Origin of the sequence: Paraburkholderia sp. RL18-101-BIB-B, from assembly GCF_046026985.1 — a bacterium.
In the GTDB taxonomy this organism is placed as follows: Bacteria; Pseudomonadota; Gammaproteobacteria; order Burkholderiales; family Burkholderiaceae; genus Paraburkholderia.
In genome coordinates this window covers 41223-62347 of record NZ_JARESV010000036.1, presented here as the reverse complement: position 1 = coordinate 62347, position 21125 = coordinate 41223, and the positions used below count along the sequence as shown (strand labels likewise).

The window sequence follows — 21125 nt, the reverse complement described above, 5'->3', positions numbered from 1 at the left end:
TTCGAGGTCTCACAACCACCGGGAAACTTCGATAGCGCCAAGGCAACGCTATTTCCTTACAGATTACGACTGATGCTTTGAGGTATAGCGGGCGAAATCATCGATTTCAAGTTTTGCGGCTGCCACGGCGAGCGCCCGCGCTATCCGGAGACCGTATCAACCAGGAGCTTAAGGTTGAGTATCACGATGACGCCCGCTACAAGCCACGCGAGCAGCGTCATCCATCGTGGGGTGACGCAGGCGCCCATTTTGAGTTTGTCCGATGTAAAGCGCACGAGCGGGATAATGGCGAACGGAAGCTGCATCGAGAGGATCACCTGGCTTAGCACCAGAAGCTGCGCCGTGCCTTTCTCGCCGTAGAGAGCGGTGACGACCACGACCGGCACGATTGCGATGCCGCGTGTGACCAGCCGACGCGCCCAGTAGGGCATGCGAAGCCTGAGAAAGCCCTCCATGACAATCTGCCCCGCGAGCGTCGCCGTCACGGTCGAATTAAGCCCCGAGGCGAGCAGCGCAAGCGCGAACAACGTCGATGCAATGCCGAGCCCGAGCAACGGCGAAAGAAGCCTGTAGGCCTCACCGATTTCGGCGACGTCCGTGTGGCCGGTACCGTGAAACACGCTCGCTGCGACGATCAGGATCGCCGCGTTGATGAAGAGCGCGAGCATGAGCGCAATGGTGCTGTCCGTCGTGGCCCATCTGATCGCATCGCGCCGTCCCTCATCGTCGCGCGCGTATGCCCGGGTCTGCACGACCGACGAGTGCAGATACAGGTTGTGCGGCATAACCGTCGCGCCGATGATGCCGATTGCGACATAGAGCATCTCGCGGTTGGTCACGATTTCCGGCGAGGGCACGAAGCCCCGCAGCACGGCCATGACCGGCGGTGCCGCTGCGACGATCTGCACCGCAAAGCACACCGCGATCACGAGCAGCAGCGCGATCACGAAGGCTTCGAGAAAGCGGAAGCCCTTGTTCATCAGGAGCAGCAGCAGAAAGGCGTCGAACGCGGTGATAAGCGCGCCGGCGATAAGCGGGATTCCGAAGAGCAATTGCAGCGCAATAGCCGTACCGATCACCTCAGCGAGATCGCATGCGATGATCGCCGCTTCGCAGGCGAGCCACAGCATGATATTAACGGGCCTCGAATAATGCGCGCGGCACGCCTGCGCTAGGTCGCGCCCAGTCGCGATCCCTAGGCGCACCGATAGCGCCTGCAGCAGGATCGCCATGAGATTCGACAGCAGGATCACCGCGAGCAGTGTGTAGCCGAAGCGCGAGCCGCCGGCAATGTCGGTTGCCCAGTTGCCCGGATCCATATAGCCCACGGAGACCATGTAACCGGGACCTGCGAATGCGGCAAGCCTGCGCAGCCAGTGCCCACCCTGCGGCACGGTGATGGAGGAATGCGCTTCCGGCAAGCTTCGATCGAACTCGTCGCCCGGCCTCGAGAACCTCCAGGCGAACCGTGACACGGGCAGTTCTTTATCGTTGGACATGTGATTGCTCTGCTGGAGCGATGTTGGGTCAGGAAGTTCCCCAACAGTAATTATGCCAAACGCGCGGAAAAATCACGCGTCCTTCAGGACGTGAAGCAACTGGCTCATGTCGGGCCGGAAACTGCCGCTCACGAGTCGATTCCGAACGGCTCAAAGGGTCGAACCCGGCCAGCCGTTGAATTGGAGCAAAATGAATGAAGCGGCGCAGAGCGGACAGTGGCGCAGCACTCAGCGCGTGATCATTTGAATAGTATGCGATTTCTGTTTGGGTTCGGGCCGTCTGGAACCCTCATGTCTATTGGGACGCTTTTGCACGAAAAATTGGATCAAGCATGAAGTGGCGCGGATTTCCGACGCGTGCCTCACGGCTAGACACGAGGGGGAATCGCGCATTGAGGCGCGCTGGGGTTGGGTGCAGCCTGTTTTCCGGAAGAACAGGGAAGTGGACGTGCTGCTCAACGGCGGAACATTGAAGCGCGCCGGTACGCACAGTTGTGCGTCATTGGTTCTGCCATGCGTTGTTCGAAAGAGGGAGACGTCATGAACAAGCTTACGTCCGTTCTCGTGCGGGGTGTCGGTTGTGCTGGGATGCAAATCGCCGACCCGCCCGCGTCGCGGCCCGTCGGCCACTTGTGACAAATTCAATTCGCGATCCACAGTTCTTTGCGTGACGAGGGTAACCCGGCTTGCACGATGCCCTTTAAGCGTTGAGTGCACGGTACTTTCGCTTTCAGATGAGCCTGCGCGACATAGCGGGCTCACTTTTCACTCCTCGCGCTTGAACGAGTCGCAGCCCTGTCCGGTGCTATCATGACCTCTCCAGCCGGCTTACGTGAGGTCCGCCATGAATATTCTCTTGCCGGTGGACGGTAGTGAGTTCACGCAACGCACACTTGACTACGTTGCAAGCCATGGCACGCTGTTCGGGCCAGGACATACCTATACGGCATTTACGGCTGTCGCTCCAATTCCCGTACACGCGACACGGTATTTGAACCGTCCTATCGTTGAAGAGTACTATCGTGACGAGGCTGAGAACGTACTGGCGCCGTTGCGCGAGTCAGCAAAACTTCATTCGCTCTCCATTACGACTCAGTACGCCATCGGTCACGCTGCAGAAACCATCGCCGCATTCGCCAGGAACGAGCATCAGGATCTCATCGTGATGGGTTCCCACGGCCACTCGTGGATTGCGAACGTCATTCTTGGCTCGGTAGCGACTGGCGTGTTGGCACGCTGCGACGTGCCGGTACTCCTCGTTCGCTAGATCGGAACCACGCAATAGCGACAGTCGGATTCTCCTGTCGTCGGCCAGGAAGCGGCATTCGCCTGCACCGTCGCTCCGACATTCATACGTCGTTTCCACCCAGAAAGTGGATATTCAATTCACGCGGAACGACGCCTGGCGACTCAGGCGGTGAGGTGCCCGCCGGACAGGCGACGTTAACCAAGACAACACGCTTGATACCGAGGAGGTAATCCGCTCGCGTGGCTCGCCTTCAAAAAACTGACCATTGGGTTTGGGGAATGTAGGAATTGGCCCCTTTGCGCGCTAGCCCCGATCCTCCGGGAATTCCTCGCTGCATGATGGTAGACCAATGCAGGCGTCTTTAGGCTCTGGTGTACATAGGTGGCGTGGCCAAAATGTTTCTTATAGATATGGATGCCTTATTGATTGAACAGGAGCGCATTCCAGTCCGAGGACGCGGTGGCGTCCTTGAGCCCGAGAGCGGAAAGGTCGAACTGACAAGTCCACTGTCTGGTCGGCCCGATCCACCGCCCGATACAGATAGACCCACCGGCCACGGATCTTCAGATAGGTCTCATCAATACACCATGACCGCCCTGGCGGGGCGTGCCAAAACTTTGGATGACCTGCTTCAATCTTTCAGCCACATCCACAACATGAATCAGTGACGCTCGCCCACGGTGCAGCTCGTCTGTTGATTGGCCACGATATCAAGCGCGGCCTTTGCCTCTTCGACCCGTAATCCATCCGGCAACGCCACACCGTTCTTGACCGCCGTCACCTCGGCCAGTATTGACACCGCGATTTCGGGCGGCGTCCGGCTGCCGATAAAAATGCCGACGGGTCCACGCAGCCGGGTAAGTTCTGCGTTACCGAAATCGAAATACGTTTCCAGCCGCTCACGCCGCGCGGCATTGCTTCGGCGCGAGCCCAGCGCGCCAACGTAAAACGCGGGCGTTCGCAGCGCCTCCATCAGAGCGAGGTCGTCGAGCTTCGGATCGTGTGTGAGCGCAATCACGGCGCAGCGCTCGTCGAGTTTCATATCGAGCACGGTGTCGTCCGGCATCGTACGTACGAGCGTCGTGCCGGGTATGTGCCAGGCGTCGGTGTACTCCTCGCGCGGATCGCAGACGGTCACTTGATAGTCGAGCCCGAGTGCGATCTGGCAAAGATATCGCGAGAGCTGACCGGCACCGATGACGAGCATCCGGTAACGTGGACCGTGAACGGTCAGGAGCCTGCGCCCGTCGAAATCGAGGCCGTCCGTCGAGTGCGCCGGCACGAGCCTTGCCGCGCCGCTCTTCATATCGAGCGAGCGCGCGACGAGTTGCCCGGCAGCCACCCGCCGGCACAGATCGTCGATGCCGCTCGCGCGCGTCAGCGGCTCGAGCACCAGCTCGATCGTGCCGCCGCACGGCAAGCCGAAGCGGTGCGCCTCGTCGGCGGAGATTCCGTATTTGAGGACTTCCGGGCGCGTCGGTCCGATGCCGAGCCGGCGCACGCGGTCGATCAGGTCGTCCTCGATGCAGCCGCCGGATACCGAGCCGACCACCGAGCCGTCCTCGCAAATCGCCAGCATGGCCCCTTCGGGCCGCGGCGACGAACCCCACGTCCTGACTACGGTGACAAGCAGCACGCGCTGGCCGCCCTCGATCCAGCGAACGCTCGCCTTCAGCACTTCGAGATTGACGCTATCCATGAAAATACCGGGTGATTGCCTGACCGTAACCTGGGCTTCGGAAGTAACCCGTCAGTGTCGCGACAGCGCCGAGCGCAAGGACATTTCTCGCGCGGCTTCTGGCGTGATGGTTCTGTTGAGCATGAAACAGGCGACACCGGCGGCCAGCATCGGCAACGCAGCGAGAAGAAAGATCGTTCCGATCGGCGTTCCGATGGCAATCAGGACACCCGCGAGCAGCGGGCCGAGGATGGCGCCGATGCGCGCCACCGCGAAGGAGGCGCCGGTCGCGGTCGAACGGATGAAGGTCGGATAGATCATGCTCGAAATGGCATTGAGGCCGATATTTCCCCCTAGGACCAGCAGACCCGAGACCAGCGCCATCGCCATGGTGAGACTGGCGCCCGTACCCACGGCCAACCCGAGGGCCGCCACCGGAATGGCGCCGAGGATCATCGTCAGCGTCATCACCCGTACGCCTTTCTTGTCGATCATCCAGCCGAAGAACCAGCTGAAGCCGGCACCAAGCTGGAAGAGGGCCTGGCTGCGGGCCGCATTGGCGAAGCCGATTTCGTCGGTCAGCAGCGTCGTCATCCACTGCGACAGGAAGAAGTGGGTGACGAAGGAAAAGCCAAGCGCCAGCCACAGGAAAGCGGTCATGGCCGAACGGCCCTCGGTGAAGAGGTGCGTCACCGGCACACCCGTGCGCGCCTGCTCCTGGATGGTAAAGCGCGTGTCGTCCGCGAATTGCGCACTGGGTTTCAGCTTACGGGCATAGGCCAGGATGCGTTTGCTGGAGGGGTTGCGCAGGATCAGGTAGCGGATGGATTCCGGCAGGCCGGCGAACAGGATGATGCCCGCCACCACGGCACCTGCGCCACCGAGATAGAAGACCGAGCGCCAGCCATAGGCCGGGATGATCTCCGCCGCGAGAAGGCCGCCGCCGGACGAGCCCGCGGTGTAGCCGAGATAGAGGAGGGTAATGATCAACCCCCGCTTACCCGAGCGGGCGTAGTCCGTGATCAGCGAGACCGCCATCGGCATGCCGCCGCCAATGCCGAGCGCAGCGCAAAAGCGCAGGATCGACAGTTCGACCAGGTTGTGGGCGAACGGCACGGCGAACGTGAAGGCGCCGAACAGCGTGGTAGCCAGCAGGATGGCGCGCCGCCGGCCGATGCGGTCGGCCAGCATGGCGAAGACGACCGAACCCGCCATCCAGCCGACGATGCTGACGTTGAACACGGGCGTCATCAAGGCCCGGTTGATGCCCCATTCCTTGATGATGCCGGGGGCGGCGTAATTCAAAGCCTGATTGTCGAAGCCGTCCGCCAGCATGACGAGGGCGCACAGAACGAAGAGGGTCACGGTGAACCAGCTGCGTTCCTGCGTCTCGACGACCTGGGCGATATCGACGGTATTCTTTTGAGTCATGGCGGTCTCCGGATGCCTCTGCTCCAACGGCTGTTTACCTTCGGTTGGCACGTTGGTGCTCATTCGCCGTGGCCGCCCGAAGCTTCACGCACCGGTGTTTCCGGCTTCACGCCGCCACGCCGGTTGGTCCAGGTGCGCTCGCCCGTCTCGCGCCAGCCGCCGGAGGTCGCCGCCTCTGCATACTCATCCCAGCGCTTGTCCCAGTCGCCCAGGTGATAGCCATGCCAGGGTGACTGCGGCGTGAGGGAGGGGAGTTGCAGCTCTTCCCAGATCTTGCGTGCCGCGCTCATGTAGGGCTCCGTGGGCAGCGCCAGCGGCGGCATGGCGTGCTTCAGCGTCGCGTCGATCAGCAGCGTACTTTCGAGCGGCGCGCGACCGGACTTGGGGCCGTGACCGCTGGCGCGATAGGGTGTCACGTGCAGGTCATGTGTGAAGTCGGACCGATAGGCCAACGACCAGAAGATCGCATCGGCGTTTTCCGGGTTGATATCCTCGGAGACCGCGATGACCAGCTTGCCGCACTGCGCCTGCAGCGTCGCGGCCCCTTGCAGGCCGCGCCAGACCTCCGCCTGCTGCGTGCCGCGCGCGAACTGGAGGAAGATCACCTTGCGCAGGTTGGTCAGCGGCTCGTGCATCACCACTCGCTCGATGCCGCGCACGCCCATCACCTTGCGCAGATGCTCGAGATATAAGGGCTCGTAGGCCACTTTCTTCAGCACGGAACTTTCGCTGGGCGTGACCTGGCTGATGATCGAGACGAAGACTGGCTTCTTCTTCATCGTGATCGCGGTGACGTGCATGGACATGTTGTAGTCTTCGAGCGCGATGTGGCCGTGGCTTTCGCCGAACGGGCCTTCGGGCTCCAACGCATCGGTGTCGATCAAGCCTTCGATCACGATTTCGGCATCGGCGGGAACGACGAGATCGATGGTTTTGCAGCGCACCACCTCGACCGGCGCGCGCATCAGGCCGCCGGCAACGGCCATCTCGTCCTGGTCGATCTGGAGCTTCTGCGGCCCGGTGAACAGCACGGCGGGCGCGCAGCCCAACACGATCGCACACGGCATCTGCTCGCCCTTGGCCCGATATTTCTCCCAATGGAGATAGCCACCGGCACCCGACAGGCGGCTCGCCATGCGCACACCCAAGCGGTCTTCCGACTTCAGCGCGGCGCGGTAAGTGCCCATGTTCTGGACGCCGCTGTCGGGATCTTTGGTCACGCAGAGCGTCGCGGTCAGATAGGGCGCCGCGTCAAAGCCTGGCGTGGAAACCGGCACCGGCAGGCGCGACAGGCCGTTTTCCTTCAGCGCATCGCCGCTGATCACCACCTCCTGGCAGGGCGCCTGCTCCACCATGACGGGTGGAACCGGCTCGGCGATCGCCTCCGTCCAGGCCTTGCCGATCTGCTCGACAGGCAAGCCCAGGCCGGTAGCGTAGATCTCCGGCGAGGCGGCAAGCCCGCCGATCAGCACCGGGATGTCATAAGTCCGGCCGTCGCCGTCGACCACGTTGGTGAACAGGAACGCGCGGCGCTGATCTTCGTGCAGCCCGCCCTGGAACTGCCAGCGCGCTAGCGGGTGCAGTTCCGTATCCTTGTTGATCGGCCGCTCGATGCGAGTCAGCAGCCCCTTGGCTTCCAGCCGGGAGATATGTTCCTGCAGATTACGCGGAGCACCGCCGGCCGTTGCCGTTCGCGAAAGATCGTGAGGCGATGATGACATTCTGTCTCCTTAGCGTGAGACCCAGCAGGTGGGTAAATCGGTGTGATTGTATGATTGCATAACAGTATTACGGATGTCAACGCGACGCCGCCCACTGACGCATGGCGCCCCGGCGGCGTCTGGATTGCTGTCGAACGAGTGCTGGGCGGTGGTCTTGACGTAATGAATCCGGCTGGTAGCCCGCTGCCGAAGCGGCGTCGCTCAGAGGCCGCCCATGCACAGGTACTTGATCTCGAGATATTCCTCGATGCCGTACTTCGAGCCTTCACGGCCGAGGCCGGACTGCTTGACGCCGCCGAACGGCGCGACTTCGTTCGAAATCAGGCCGGTGTTGATGCCGACCATCCCGTATTCGAGCGCCTCGGACACGCGCCAGATCCGGCCTATGTCACGGCTGTAGAAGTAGGCGGCAAGACCGAACTCGGTGGCGTTCGCCGCCTCGATTGCTTCGCGCTCCTCGTGAAAGCGGAAGAGCGGGGCGACCGGGCCAAAGGTCTCCTCGCTGGCAAAGCGCATCGACGCGGTGACGCCCTCGACCACGGTCGGCTCGAAGAAGAGCTTGCCGGCCGTATGACGCTTGCCGCCGGCGAGCACGCGCGCGCCGTGCGCCACCGCATCGGCGATATGCGCTTCGACCTTCTCGATGGCGGCCTCGTTGATGAGCGGGCCTTGCGTGACGCCGGCCTCGAACCCGTTGCCGACCTTGATGCGGCCGACCGCCGCCGCGAATTTTTCGGTGAACGCGTCGTACACGCCGTCCTGTACATAGAAGCGGTTCGTGCAGACGCAGGTTTGCCCGGCATTGCGGTACTTCGAGGCGAGCGCACCTTCGACTGCCGCGTCCAGGTCGGCATCGTCGAACACGATGAACGGCGCGTTGCCGCCCAGTTCGAGCGAGAGTTTCTTGACCGTCGGCGCGCACTGACTCATCAGCAGTCGGCCCACCGGCGTCGAGCCGGTGAACGAGAGCTTGCGCACGATCGGGTTGCTGGTCATCTCCGCGCCGATCGCGCGCGGATCGCCGACGACGATACTGAACACACCGGCCGGCACGCCGGCGCGATGCGCCAGTTCGGCCAGCGCGAGCGCCGACAGCGGCGTGGCTTCGGCCGGCTTCACGATCATGGCGCAGCCGGCGGCGAGCGCGGGCGCGACCTTGCGCGTAATCATGGCAGCCGGGAAATTCCACGGTGTAATCGCGGCGCAGACGCCGATCGGCTCCTTCGTCACGAGCATCCGCTTGTCGGTGGCCGGCGAGGCGAGCACGTCGCCGTCGACCCGCTTGGCCTGCTCGGCGAACCATTCGATGAACGACGCTGCATAACCGATCTCGCCTTTCGCTTCCGCGAGCGGCTTGCCTTGCTCGGCCGACATGATCATCGCGAGGTCGTCGGTGTTCGCGACCATCAGCGCGTGCCAGCGCTTCAGGATGGCCGCGCGCTGCGCCGCGGTGAGTGCGCGCCAGCCGCGCTGCGCGCGTTCGCCGGCTTCGATCGCACGGCGCGTCTCGACGCCGGTCATCAGCGGCACGTCGGCGATCTTCTCGCCGGTGGCGGGATCGTTGACGGCGAAGGTGCGGGCGTCGTCGGCGCCGCACCATGCGCCATCGACATAGGCGAGCGAGCGCAACAGGCTCGGATCGGCGAGCCGGGAAAGCGGATTGGATTCAGTCATGATCGTCGCAAAGGGCGGCCCCGCCCACGCTAGCGGCGCGGCGGGCCTGAGATGTTGATGAAAGCGGGCGGCGCACGCGTTACTGCCGCATTACTGCTCGGGTTGCTGTTCCTTCCAGCGCTTGACCACACCGGTCTCGATGTCGAACAGATCGAGCATGCGGCCGACTGTGTGATTGACAATGTCGTCGATCGATTGCGGCTTCGAGTAGAACGCTGGCACGATCGGCGCGATCACCGCGCCCATGTCCGAAAGCTGCACGAGCGTGCGCAGATGTCCGCCGTGCAGCGGCGTCTCGCGCACGCCGAGCACGAGACGCCGGCGCTCCTTCAGCACGACGTCGGCCGCGCGGCTGATCAGCGAGCTCGTGATGCCGGTGGCGATCTCGCTCATCGAGCGCACCGAGCACGGCACGATCAGCATGCCCTTCGTCTTGAACGAGCCCGAGGAAATCGCCGCGCCGATGTCGCCGGCCGCATACCAGTGCGACGCGCGCGCGCGCAGATCGGCGGCGCGCATGTCGGTTTCGTAGGTCATCGTCAGCTCGGCGGCCTTGCTGATCACGAGATGCGTCTCGACGCCCGCCTCGGCGAGCAGTTCGAGCGCGCGGATCCCGTAGATCACGCCGGACGCGCCGGTGATGCCGACGATGATCCGTTCAGGAGTGCCGTTATTTGTCGCCACGATCGCCCTCGACGCCGCGCACCGGCGAATTCGGCTCGACGCCGCTCTTGCGGCGCGCCTGGTAGGACGCGTCGCGCTGCATCCACTCGCCGCGCGTCGCCTGCTCGGCGTTGCGGTCCCATTCCTCGGTCCAGTCGCCGAGCGAGTAGCCGTACCAGGGCGACTCCGGCTTCAGTGCCGGCAGGCCGAGGCGTTCCCACAGCACCTTGGCGTTCTCCATGTATTCCTTCTTCGGCAGCGCGAGCGGCGGCATGGGTGTCTTCATCGTCGCGTCGATCAGCATGGCCGAATCGAGGCCGCTCGCATGGTCCGAGCGCGGACCGTGGCCCGCCTCGCGGTACGGAATCAGCTTCACGTCCTCGACCGGATTGCAGCGATAGCCCATCGCCCAGAACACGGCGTCCGCGTTGTTCGGATCGATGTCGTCGTCGATCGCGATCACGAACTTGCCGATCGCGGCCTGCAGCGACATCGTGCCGTACAGCGCGCGCCAGACCTCGGTGCGCTTCGCGCCGCGCTCGAACTGGAGGAACACGAAGCGGCGCAGGTTCGTGAGCGGCTCGTGCAGCGACACCTTCTTGATGCCGCGGATGCCGAGATGGTCGCGCAAATGACGCAGGAACATCGGCTCGTAGGCGAGCCGCTTGATCACGCTCGATTCGGACGGCGTGACCTGCGAGATGATCGAGGTCAGCACCGCGTCCTTGCGGCGCGTGATAGCCGTGACTTCGATGGCGAGGTTGTAGTCCTCGAGCGCGACATAACCGTGGCTCTCGCCGAACGGACCTTCCGGTTCGAGATACGTCGGATCGACATAGCCTTCGACGACGACTTCCGCCTCGGCCGGCACCAGCAGATCGACGGTGCGGCCTTTGACGACGCGAATCGGCGCACCGGCGAGACCGCCGGCGACGCTCAGCTCATCGACGTTCGGGCGCAGCTTCTGCGGACCTTGGAAGGCAACGACGGGCGGCGCGCCGAGCACGATGGCGACCGGCATCTTCTCGCCCTTGGCCGCACACTTGCGCCAGTGGTCGAGGCCGCCCGCGCGCAGGTTCACGAGCATCATCATGCCGAGGCGCGTAGCCGACTTCAGGTGGCCGCGATAAGTGCCCATGTTCTGCACGCCGGTTTCCGGATCGCGCGAGATCACGCCGGTCATCGTCATGTACGGCGCGGCGTCGAAGCCCGGCGTGGAGATCGGCAGCGGCAGCGATTCGAGTCCGTTGCCGGGACCTTCGAGGTCTTTGCCCTCGATCACGATGTCATGCACGGGACCGCTTTCAACGAGGACGGGCGGGATCGGATTGTCGATCGCGCGGTTCCACGCGTCGCCGATCTCGTCGAGCGACGGCACGTTCATGCCGATCCGGTAGATCTCCGGATTCGCGGCGATGCCGCCGACGATGACCGGAATGTCGTACTTGCGGCCCTTGCTGTCGACGATATTGGTAAAGAGGAACGCCTTGCGATCGGCTTCCGGAATGCCGCCGCGGAACTGCCAGCGCACGAGCGGATGCATTTCGGTGTCTTTGTTGACCGGCTCGTCGATCCGGTACAGCAGGCCTGCCGCTTCGAGGCGCGCGATGTGTTCGTGCAGGTCCGCGTAACCCGGGTTCGTGGAAGACGTGGAAGTAGTGTCTTGATCAGCCATGACTAGAAGTCCCATGAAGCGCAGCGTTGCGCTGCGCCTCTATTGCTTGAAGTGTTGCCCGAGGCGGGCAGGGTACTGCGTGTTCGATCCGTGCCGCACGTGCCGCTGGTGCGGCACCGCGGCGGCGTATCAGCGGCGCATCGACGTCATTGCGTTCGCGAGCGACGCGCCCGCGACTTCGCTTGCGAGCGAGAAATCGGGAATCGTGATTTCGCGGGAGTACGTCTTCAGCGCCGCGATGGCGATCCGGTCGCGCGTGCAGATCGAGGCGACCATCGCGTCCGCGCGCTCGCTCAGACTCGCGGCCGGCACGACTTCGGCGACGATGCCCCACTCGCGCGCATTCGCGGCGTCGATGGTCTCAGTCAGATAGACCATGTGCGCGGACGCCTTCGGCGGCACCTTGTAGCGCAGCACGGACATCACGAGCGTCGGCGGCAGGTTTTTCTGCAGTTCGGGCAGGTTGAAGCGCGCGTTGTCCGAGGCGACCGCCAGGTCGCACGCGGTGACGAGCGCGCAGCCAAAACCTTCCGCATCGCCTTGCACTTCGGCGAGGAGCGGCACTTCGCTTTCGTGCATCGCGCGGTAGACGTCGAGAATCGGATCGGCCACATTGCGGCGGTACTGCGCGGACGTCGGCGGCGTGGCCGGCGGCGCGCTGACGGCGCGGCCGCGGCAGAACGCGGGACCGGACGCGCGGAGACGGATGATTTTCACGTTACTGTCGCGGCCGGCCTTGCGGATCTCGGCGGCGAGCGCGCGCATCGCGTCGAGCGTCAGCATGTTGCCGAGGTCCGGCTGGGCAAGGGTGATCCGGTATTCGGAATCGTGGAGCGCTGCGGTGAATTCGGTCGTCATGGAGAAGAGGTGTCGTTAATGAAAGCTGGGAATGAGCGCTCGCGATGCGCAAGCGCCCGAGCCGGTCAGCGCGCGTAGGCGCCGGCCTCCTTGAGTTTCTGGAATACGCGCTGCGGAACGAGCGGCGCTTCGGTGAACTCGACGCCGTATTCCGAAAGCGCGTCCTCGATCGCCGCGACGATCGCCGCGGCCGCCGGAATCGTGCCGCCTTCGCCCGCGCCCTTGACGCCGAGCGGATTCAGCGGCGACGGCGTTTCGAGGTGCACGATGTCGATGTTCGGCACATCGGTCGCCATCGGCAGCAGGTACTCGCCGAAGTTCGTCGTGGTCGGCTGCGCGTTCTCGTCGTACTGCATCCATTCGAGCGTCGCGTTGCCGATGCCGTGCGCGACCGAGCCGATCACCTGGCCGTCGACGAGCAGCGGGTTGATGAGCTTGCCCGAGTCGTGCGCCATCACGTAGTTGAGGATCGTGATATGGCCGGTCTCGCGATCGACTTCGAGTTCGACGACGGCGGTGCCGTTGCAGTAGGTCGACTGCGCGGGCGAGAAATACTTCGTTTCTTCGAGACCGGCAGTGAGGCCCGCCGGCATCGTGAAGCCCGGCATGCCCTGCGAGATCTTCGCGAGCTGGCCGTAGCTCATGCGCTGCTCGATGCCCGAGCGGCGCGCGACGTGTCCTTGCGCGAGGATGAGGTCGTCGGTTTCGCACTTCCACAGGTGGGCGGCGAGCGTGAACATCTTGTCGCGCACGGCCTGGGCGGCGATGTAGACCGAGTTGCCGGCATTGACCGTCGCGCGGCTCGCGAACGTGCCGACGCCCATCGAGATGCCGCCCGTATCGCCGGTGACGACATCGACGAGTTCGAGCGGCACGTTGAGCTGTTCGGCACAGATCTGCGCGAAGGTCGTCTTGTGGCCTTGGCCTTGCGGCGACGCGCCGGTAATCACGGTGATGCGGCCGGTTCCCTGAATGCGCACCGTCGCGCCCTCGAACGGGCCCATGCCGGTGCCTTCGACAAAGCTCGCCATGCCGATGCCGACGAAGCGGCCCTGGCGGCGTGCTTCGGCCTTGCGCACGGCGAAGCCCGCATAGTTCGCGCGCTCCAGCGCCGCTTTCTGGCAAGCCGGATAGTCGCCGCTGTCGTAGCGCAGCGGGCTACCGTCGCGATAGATGAAACCCGCGTCATACGGCATCTGTTCCGGCTGGATCAGATTGCGCCAGCGCAGCTCCGCGCGATCCATGCCGAGCGCGCGCGCGGCCTTGTCGAGAATCCGCTCCATCGCGAACACCGCCTGAGGGCGGCCTGCGCCGCGCACCGGCGAAGTGGCGCACTTGTTTGTGTAGACGACGTCGAGCTTTGCGCCCATCGCGGGGATCACGTAGGGGCCGGGCGTCGTCGTGATCGAGATATACGGCGTGATGATGCCCCACGGCAGGAACGCGCCGTTGTCGTGCACCATCTCGAGTTTCACGCCGCGGATCTTGCCGTCGTTTCCGAGCGCCATCTGCACCGTCCACCACTGGTCGCGCTCCTGCGTGACCGCGAGGAAGTGCTCGCGCCGGTCTTCGATCCATTTGACGGGACGCTTGAGCGCGACCGCCGCGATCGCGACGAGCGCCTCTTCCGGATAGAAAGGCAGCTTCGGACCGAAGCCGCCGCCGACGTCGTTCATCAGCACGCGCAGCTTTTCGGCATCCCATTCGAGCAGCTCGACGAGATTCTTTTTCTCGTGATGCGGCGCCTGACCCGACGACCAGACCGTCAGCTCGCCGTTGGTGGCGTGATATTCGGCGATATAGCCGCGCGTTTCCATCGGATGCGCGGAGCCGCGGTTTTGCCAGTATGTTTCCTCGACGACGTGCGGCGCATCCTTGAAGGCCGCGTCGATGTCACCGAAACCCATTTCGATATGCGCGACGACGTTGTCTTTCGCGTCGGTGTGGCAGAGCGGCGAGTCCGGGCGCAGTCCGTCGCGGCACTCGGCAACGGCGGGCAGCGGGTCGTACTCGATCTCGATCAGACCGCAGGCGTCTTCCGCGATATAGCGATTGTCCGCGACGACGAACGCCACGGCTTCTCCCGCGAACGTTACTTCCGTCGAGGTGAGCAGTTCCTGGGTGCGCTCGAAGCGGATCGCCGGGTTCGGCAGCATCGACGGCGCGCGGCCGCGTGCGCGGCCGGTCAGGTCCGCGTGCGTATAAACAGCGTGCACGCCCTTCAGTTCGCGGGCGGCCGTGCAATCGATCGAGACGATTTTCGCGTGCGCGTGCGGGCTGCGCAGCACCGCGGCTTGCAGCATGTTCGGCAGGTGTACGTCGTCCACATAGGAGCCCTGGCCTTGCAGCAGCTTCTTGTCTTCGGTGCGCATGACGCGCCGGCCGATGTAGCGCTGGTCGGTGGGGGCACCCTTCAGGTCGGAATGGTCCATTGCGTTACTCCGTAGCTTGGGCTGCCGGCGCGGCGGCACGCTGGTCGCGGATGCGCTGAGCGGCGAGCAGGGCAGCCGCGACGATCGGCTGGTAACCCGTACAGCGGCACAGATTGCCCGTGATCGCTTCGCGGATCTCGGCTTCGGTCGGCGAATCCGTTTCGTTCAGCAGTTCGGTCAGCGTCATCAGCATGCCGGGCGTACAGAACCCGCATTGCAGCGCGTGCGTTTCGGTAAAGGCCTGTTGCAGCGCGTTGAGCGTGCCGTCCGCGTGGGCGAGCCCTTCGACTGTCGTCAGCGAACGTCCATTCACCTGGGCGGCGAGCGTCAGGCAGGCGCGCGCGGTGCGGCCGTCGATCAGCACGGTGCAGGCGCCGCAGACGCCGTGTTCGCAACCGTAGTGCGTGCCGGTGAGATTGAGGTCGTGACGCAGGAAGTCACCGAGCATGCGACGCGGTTCGACCTCGTGCTCATAAGCGGTGCCGTTGACGACGACTCTGACGGTACGAGTCTCCATGTGCATCTCCTTTGTCACCCTACGATTGTGTTGCGACGCGCGAGAACGCTGTCTTCAGCGCTCTTTCGGTCAGGACGCCGGCGAGATGCTGGCGGTAGTCGGTGCTGACGTGCGCGTCGGTCATCACGTCGAGCGCGCGCGCCGCGTCGCTCGCGATGCGCAGCGCGTCTTCGTCCATCGGGCGGCCGCGCAAGGCGGTCTCGACCTCGTGCATTCGCACCGGGCCGGGGGCCACACCGCAGATCGTCAGCGACACGCGGTCGAGGCGCTGTTGCGCATCGACGGTGCAGAGCGCTGCGACGCCGACGATGGCGTAATCGCCATGACGCCGCGCGAACTCTTCGAATGCGTAGCCATGGCCTTCGGGCCAGATGTCGAGCGAGATGCCGGCGAGCAGGTCGCCTTCCTCGAGCGCGGGCGTCATATACATCAGCGCCCAGTCGGACATTGGCAGCTCCCGGGTCGCGACTGCGCCGTCTTCGTAGCGCACGATCGTCAGGACACCGTCGAGTGCGGCGGTGAAGCATGGCTGCTCGGACGACGGATCCAACTGGCACAGGCTGCCGCCGAGCGTGCCGCGATTGCGGATCTGCTTGTGGCTGACCAGCTGATACGCCTCGCGGATCAGCGGCGCGCGCTTCACGAGCGGCGACAGTTCGATGTCGCGCTGCCGCGCCATCGCGCCGATGTGAAGACGGCCGTTGCGCTCCTCGATGCGGGTGAGTGCCTCGACGCCGTTCAGGTCGATCAGGTGACTCGTCATCAGATACCGGAAGTTCATCATCGGCATCAGCGACTGGCCGCCGGCAAGCACGCGCGCATCCTCGAGTGTGCCGAGCAGCTGCGCGGCCTCGTCGACGGTGGTCGGCGCGTGATACTGGAATTCACTGGGTTTCATGCGTGCTCCGATAGTGCGGTGGCTTCCTCAGTGGGGCTGCTTGCGCCCGAAGAGCCGCGCGAAGTAATTCCGGATCGACTGCCACATCGCTTTGCGCATGAGTGCGCCCGCATCGAGAGGCACGACCGGCGCCGGTGCGGGGGGCGGGCGGCGCGCTTCGGTGGCCGGCCTGGGTGCAGCCGGTTCAGCGGACACGTTCGAAGCCTCCGGTTCACCCGCGGTGTTCAGCGCGGCGGCCGGAGTGGCCGGAGCCTGCGCCGCGGCGTGCGCTGCGTCTGCCTCGATAAGCGCGGTCAGGTTCTTGGCGAACTGGTTCAGCAGTTGCTGCGAGAGCGCCTCGATCATCCCGGCACCGCGTCCGTACTGCGCGACCGTGCCCGACAGGTTCACGTCCGAGACGACGTCGACTTTCGTCTTGCCGTTGCCGGCGTCGGTGACGGCCGCGTTGATCTGCGCATCGGCGCCGCCGCGACCCTTGGTGTCGGTGCCGCTTGCGGACACCACGACCGTGCGGTTGGCGTCGTTCTGGTCAGCAATCTTGAATTTGCCCGCGAACTTCAGCGTAAGCGGGCCGAGCTTGACGGTGAAGCCGCCCTTGTAGCTGCCGTCGGGCTGCTGTTCCTTGAGTTCCGCGCCCGGAAAACACGGTGCGGACCGCTCGATGTCGATCATGGTCTTCCAGACGTCGGACGGCGGTGCATCGACGATGAAAGATGAACGGATTGTGATTGCCATACTGCCTCCTCGGGCGGTTGGCCCGTACGGGCGCCGCTCCACTTATCTGGTAACTACCGAGTCGCGCGGCGCGTGAAACTGTCCCAGCGCGCGGGCACGCTCGCGTTTTATTTCATTGAGCGAGGGTCGACAGGAAATCGTCGAATACCGTTGCAAAAACTTCGTGCATGTCGAACGCTCCAAAGTGCGCCGCGCCCGGAATGACTACGAAGCGGCTCGTCGGCAGCGCGTCGGCGATCTTCTGCGATACCGCTGGCGGAATGCTCGCATCGGCATCGCCGGCGACGACGAGCGCCGGTGCCGACACGCGCGGCAGTTCGCCCAGGTTGTCGAGCAGCGAGATCGCCTGCCAGTTCGCGCTCCAGCTGTACCAGTCGTCGGCGGCGAGGCGCGCACGGCACTTCTGGACGAGGTCGGGGCGCGGCGTATCGGCGGCGAACCAGCGCGTGATCGTGTCGTCGATCACTTCGGACATCGAGCCTTGCCGGCTCATGTCGCCGCGCATGAGAATGCGCGGGCGCACTTCGTCGGGAAATCCGCCGGCCGTTCCGCACAGAATCAGCGCACCGGCCAGCTCGGGAAACTGGATCGCGACACGCTGCGCAATCATGCCGCCCATCGACACGCCTATCAGGGTTGCGCCGGCAAGCCGTTCCTGGCGCAGCACCGCGGCGACGTCGGTCGCATGATCGGCGAGGGTGATGGGGGCGGTGACGAGGCTGGAGTCGCCGTGGCCGCGAATATCGATCGCGACGACGTCATACGATGCGGCCCAGTGATCGACATACTCGTCCCACCAGCTCCGGTCGACGCCGATCGGGTGAAGCAGAACCAGCGGCCTGCCCGTCCCGCGGCGGGAATAGGCGATGCGACCGGCTGGGATTTCGCAGAAAGTTGAATGAGACATGATGGTTTCGGGTAATGCGCGGGTTCCGGCAGGTGCTTCGCGCGATCGGCTAGCGAGTCGGCAGCCGAAAGCACGAAACCCTTGCTGCCCTCTGGACTGCCAGGCAGGTACGCTTGGGATGAGATGACGATTCGCGAGGCGCCTTGACGAACCGCAAGCCGTCTTCAGGCAGCAGCGGCTTTCGCCTTCAGGTCGAGCACAACCGCCTTCGCGCGACGCAGCCCTTCGGCCGCGACTGGAATGCCTGCGTAGACGCCGGCTTGCAGCACCACCTCGGCGATTTCTTCTTCCGTCACGCCGTTATTCACCGCTCCACGCGTATGCACTTCGAACTCGTGCCAGCGGCCGAGCGAGGCCAGCATCGCAAGGTTCAGCATGCTGCGTGTCGCGCGCGGGAGGCCCGTGCGGTTCCACACGTTGCCCCAGCACACGTCTTCCGTGTACTCGAGGAACACTGTGTCGAACAGGTGGGGATTGGTATTGCTCTGCGTGTGGCTCGAGCCCAGCACTTCTTTGCGGATCTTTGCGCCGATGGCACGGCGTTCGGATAGCGTGATGTCTTCCATGATTATCCTTCGGGGTTTAACCAGCTGTTGTAGGATTGTATAATGGTAGGCAGTATCAGAGCTTCGCTGCGGAATGTCAATATGATTGTATTACGAAGATCAGCGCGGCTCTTTTTTGATTCATATGACAAGGGAATGGAATGAATACCAACAGGCTGGTAGTGCGACCGGTGGCGACGCTGCGCCAGCAGGTGATCGACGGATTGCGCTCATGTATTAGCGACCTGACCTTCAAGCCGGGCGACCGGCTGATCGAGCGCGAACTGTGCGAAATGCTCGGCGTGAGCCGCACGCTCGTTCGTGAGGCGCTGAGTCAACTGGTGGCCGAGGGGCTGGTGCAGATCATTCCGCACAAAGGTCCGATCGTCTCGGTAATGACGGCAGACGAGGCGCGAGGGCTCTATGAAGTGCGCGCCGTACTCGAAGCACTGGCGGGCCGGCAGTTCACCGAGCGAGCGACGGTCGACCAGCGTGCCGAGCTGAAACAGGCGTTGGAAAAGCTCGCCTCGATGCGGGACATGCAAGGCCAGGAGGGCACCATGAGCTTCCTGAAACAGAAGGCGCAGTTCTATGACGTGATGCTCGAAGGCGCCAACAACCCGGTTCTCACGGAGATGCTACGGCTCGTCCATACGCGAGTGATGATGCTGCGCGCCACGACGCTTTCGCAGGCAGGGCGCCTTCCGCAAAGCTATGACGAAATCGCGACGATCGTCGATGCAATCATGCGCAATGACGCCGACGCAGCCGCGGCGGCGTGCAAGCGCCATGTCGAGCAAGCCGAAAGCCTCGCGGTCGAAGTGCTCGCGGCAGCAACCAGCTAAGTCAACGAAACGCCGCGTCTGCCGGCCTCTTTCGTACCCGGTACGTTAGAGGCGGAATCGTCGCCTCGACACGCAACGGTCCGGCTTGCGGACCGGTCCGATGAGCGGTACGCAACATGAGGCGCTCTTTTTACCTCGTTACTCGCGGCGTTAGCCCTTCCCAGCGCGCTTTCCCGCCTAGGCCCAGACGGGTTTGCGGGCTGCGGACATCGCTCATTTCTTTCGATACCTCCCTGTATGACGCCGCGCCGTAGGCGTCTCCCGTGGCCAAAGGATCGGCAGACAGTAATACAATAATCTGTATTGCAATCACACTGCATTACGATATACTCCGCCAAATGACGAAATCGGGCGCTACGACCCGCATCGAGCAACGTGCTCGCTTATTTGGCGGCAGATAGGAGACGGGAAGAATGGGCATATCGCAGGGCGCCAAGGCGGCGCCGGTGGCTTCGGCCGAGTCTCAGGGATTCAGGTTGTCGCGCTACCAGTGGCTGGCGCTGATCTCGGCGTTCCTCGGCTGGATGTTCGACTCGATGGATCTGAATCTCTTCACGCTTGTGCTCGTGCCGAGCGTGAGCCAGCTATTGCACAGCACCGACGCGACCGAAATCAGCAAGATCGGCAGCTACATCATTGCGGGCAAGCTGCTCACGTGGGGCATCGGCGGCGTGCTGTTCGGGGTGGCCGCGGACCGGTTCGGCCGCTCTCGTGTGATGGGCTGGACCATCCTCATCTACGCGGCCTTCACGCTGCTGAGCGCATTTTCGAAGACCTGGCCTCAGCTTGCCGTCGCACAGGCGCTGGCCGGTTTCGGCATCGGCGGTGAATGGGCGGCAGGGGCCGCGCTCGTCGCCGAATCATGGCCCGGTCGCCAACGCGCCCGCGCCATGCAGATCATGCAGATGGCGTTCGCGTTTGGCTTTCTCGCGGCAGCGCTCGACAACCTGCTGCTTGGCCGCTTCGGCTGGCGCGTCGTACTCGGCGTGGGCGCCGCGCCCGCGCTCGTCACGATTCTCGTGCGCCGCTTCGTGCCTGAGCCTCAACGCTGGGTGCAAGTGCGCGACAGCGTCATAGCCGAATCGGCGATGCAAACTTTCACCGCCATCTTCGCGCCGGGATTACGCCGCAAGACAATCATCGGCGTGATCATCTCGTCGGCTGCCATGCTGGGCTGCTGGGGCGGTCTCACGTTTCTGCCGAGCTGGATTCACCAGTTGTCGGCTGCAGCCATTGATCATCGCGACGTCGGCAGGACGGTCAGCTACGCGTTCATTCTCATGATGATCGGTGCGACGCTCGGCTACCTTACGCTGATCTGGATGCTCGACGCACTCGGCCGGCGCATGTCGTACTTCATCTTTTCGGCAGGCTCACTCGTGGTGTCGCTCGTGCTGTTCATGACGGTGCATGACATCGGCCGGGTGCTGTGGCTGATGCCGGTGTACGGTTACTTCGTCATTGGCGCGTTCGGCACTTTTGCCGCTTATTTGCCCGAGCTCTTTCCGACCCGCGTGCGTGCGACAGGGCAGGGCTTCTGCTGGAACATGGCCCGCGCGCTGACAAGTATCGGTCCGATCGCCGGCAATGCGGTGGTCGCGAAGTTTGGTTCGTTCCCGGCTGCATCGGCGGCGGTGTCGCTGCTCTTTATTGTCGGCATGGTGTCGATCTGGTTCGGCCCCGAGACAAAGGGCGTTCCGCTCGACAACTGAGGATCACTGAAGACTACCGGGCAGGCGGAATCGTCCGCCCCGGCGATACAGGTGTTTCCTTCGTGCGATAGCGCTCGAAGGGAACG

General features: G+C 63.9%; 17 protein-coding genes and 1 pseudogene. 3 read left to right on the top strand and 15 right to left on the bottom strand.

The window, feature by feature from the left end:
• Window positions 1–140: 140 nt before the first annotated feature.
• Window positions 141–1499: an Nramp family divalent metal transporter gene (locus tag P0D73_RS33925; protein ID WP_408290982.1), complete on the bottom strand. Its 1359-nt coding sequence runs from the start codon at window positions 1497–1499 to the stop codon at window positions 141–143.
• Window positions 1500–2343: 844 nt separating this feature from the next.
• Here P0D73_RS33925 and P0D73_RS33920 point away from each other — a divergent pair.
• Window positions 2344–2766 (top strand): universal stress protein, encoded by a 423-nt coding sequence (locus tag P0D73_RS33920; protein ID WP_132380895.1) that lies wholly within the window; start codon window positions 2344–2346, stop codon window positions 2764–2766.
• Between the two features lie 444 nt (window positions 2767–3210).
• Here the strand turns inward: P0D73_RS33920 and P0D73_RS33915 are convergent.
• From P0D73_RS33915 to P0D73_RS33850, 14 genes and pseudogenes are all read right to left on the bottom strand, one after another.
• Window positions 3211–3351: pseudogene (locus P0D73_RS33915) on the bottom strand (DDE-type integrase/transposase/recombinase); the annotation flags it as partial.
• A 58-nt stretch (window positions 3352–3409) separates the two neighbouring features.
• A complete protein-coding gene (locus P0D73_RS33910) occupies window positions 3410–4447 on the bottom strand; it encodes an XdhC family protein (protein ID WP_408290985.1) in 1038 nt (345 codons plus the stop codon).
• 51 nt (window positions 4448–4498) lie between these two features.
• Window positions 4499–5857, bottom strand: coding sequence for an MFS transporter (locus tag P0D73_RS33905; protein WP_132381356.1), 1359 nt, complete (start codon window positions 5855–5857; stop codon window positions 4499–4501).
• 59 nt (window positions 5858–5916) lie between these two features.
• A complete protein-coding gene (locus P0D73_RS33900; RefSeq protein WP_408290988.1) occupies window positions 5917–7578 on the bottom strand; it encodes a UbiD family decarboxylase in 1662 nt (553 codons plus the stop codon).
• Window positions 7579–7779: 201 nt separating this feature from the next.
• Window positions 7780–9252, bottom strand: coding sequence for an NAD-dependent succinate-semialdehyde dehydrogenase (locus P0D73_RS33895; RefSeq protein WP_408290990.1), 1473 nt, complete (start codon window positions 9250–9252; stop codon window positions 7780–7782).
• Window positions 9253–9342: 90 nt separating this feature from the next.
• The gene (locus P0D73_RS33890) at window positions 9343–9936 is read right to left on the bottom strand and encodes a UbiX family flavin prenyltransferase (protein WP_132380888.1); all 594 of its coding nucleotides are present in this window, start codon (window positions 9934–9936) and stop codon (window positions 9343–9345) included.
• A complete protein-coding gene (locus P0D73_RS33885; RefSeq protein ID WP_408318172.1) occupies window positions 9923–11590 on the bottom strand; it encodes a UbiD family decarboxylase in 1668 nt (555 codons plus the stop codon). Before P0D73_RS33885 ends, P0D73_RS33890 begins: the two co-directional genes overlap by 14 nt.
• A gap of 129 nt (window positions 11591–11719) precedes the next feature.
• Entirely contained in the window at window positions 11720–12448 is a 729-nt protein-coding gene (locus P0D73_RS33880) for an enoyl-CoA hydratase/isomerase family protein (protein WP_132380884.1), read from the bottom strand.
• 65 nt (window positions 12449–12513) lie between these two features.
• Complete coding sequence (locus P0D73_RS33875) at window positions 12514–14880, bottom strand: xanthine dehydrogenase family protein molybdopterin-binding subunit (protein ID WP_408290996.1); 2367 nt, start codon at window positions 14878–14880, stop codon at window positions 12514–12516.
• 4 nt (window positions 14881–14884) lie between these two features.
• Window positions 14885–15397 (bottom strand): (2Fe-2S)-binding protein, encoded by a 513-nt coding sequence (locus tag P0D73_RS33870; protein ID WP_408318174.1) that lies wholly within the window; start codon window positions 15395–15397, stop codon window positions 14885–14887.
• Between the two features lie 19 nt (window positions 15398–15416).
• Window positions 15417–16295: an FAD binding domain-containing protein gene (locus tag P0D73_RS33865; protein ID WP_408434843.1), complete on the bottom strand. Its 879-nt coding sequence runs from the start codon at window positions 16293–16295 to the stop codon at window positions 15417–15419.
• Between the two features lie 27 nt (window positions 16296–16322).
• Complete coding sequence (locus P0D73_RS33860) at window positions 16323–17030, bottom strand: SRPBCC family protein (RefSeq protein WP_408318176.1); 708 nt, start codon at window positions 17028–17030, stop codon at window positions 16323–16325.
• Window positions 17031–17142: 112 nt separating this feature from the next.
• Window positions 17143–17937 carry an alpha/beta fold hydrolase gene (locus P0D73_RS33855; RefSeq protein WP_408318178.1) on the bottom strand — a complete coding sequence of 265 codons (795 nt, stop codon included), beginning with the start codon at window positions 17935–17937 and terminating at the stop codon, window positions 17143–17145.
• A 164-nt stretch (window positions 17938–18101) separates the two neighbouring features.
• Entirely contained in the window at window positions 18102–18503 is a 402-nt protein-coding gene (locus P0D73_RS33850; protein WP_132380874.1) for a carboxymuconolactone decarboxylase family protein, read from the bottom strand.
• Between the two features lie 140 nt (window positions 18504–18643).
• Between P0D73_RS33850 and P0D73_RS33845 the strand changes: the two genes are divergently transcribed.
• Together P0D73_RS33845 and P0D73_RS33840 are read left to right on the top strand one after the other, a co-directional pair.
• Window positions 18644–19327 carry a GntR family transcriptional regulator gene (locus P0D73_RS33845; RefSeq protein WP_408181256.1) on the top strand — a complete coding sequence of 228 codons (684 nt, stop codon included), beginning with the start codon at window positions 18644–18646 and terminating at the stop codon, window positions 19325–19327.
• A 413-nt stretch (window positions 19328–19740) separates the two neighbouring features.
• Complete coding sequence (locus tag P0D73_RS33840; protein ID WP_408291003.1) at window positions 19741–21039, top strand: MFS transporter; 1299 nt, start codon at window positions 19741–19743, stop codon at window positions 21037–21039.
• Window positions 21040–21125: the final 86 nt, after the last annotated feature.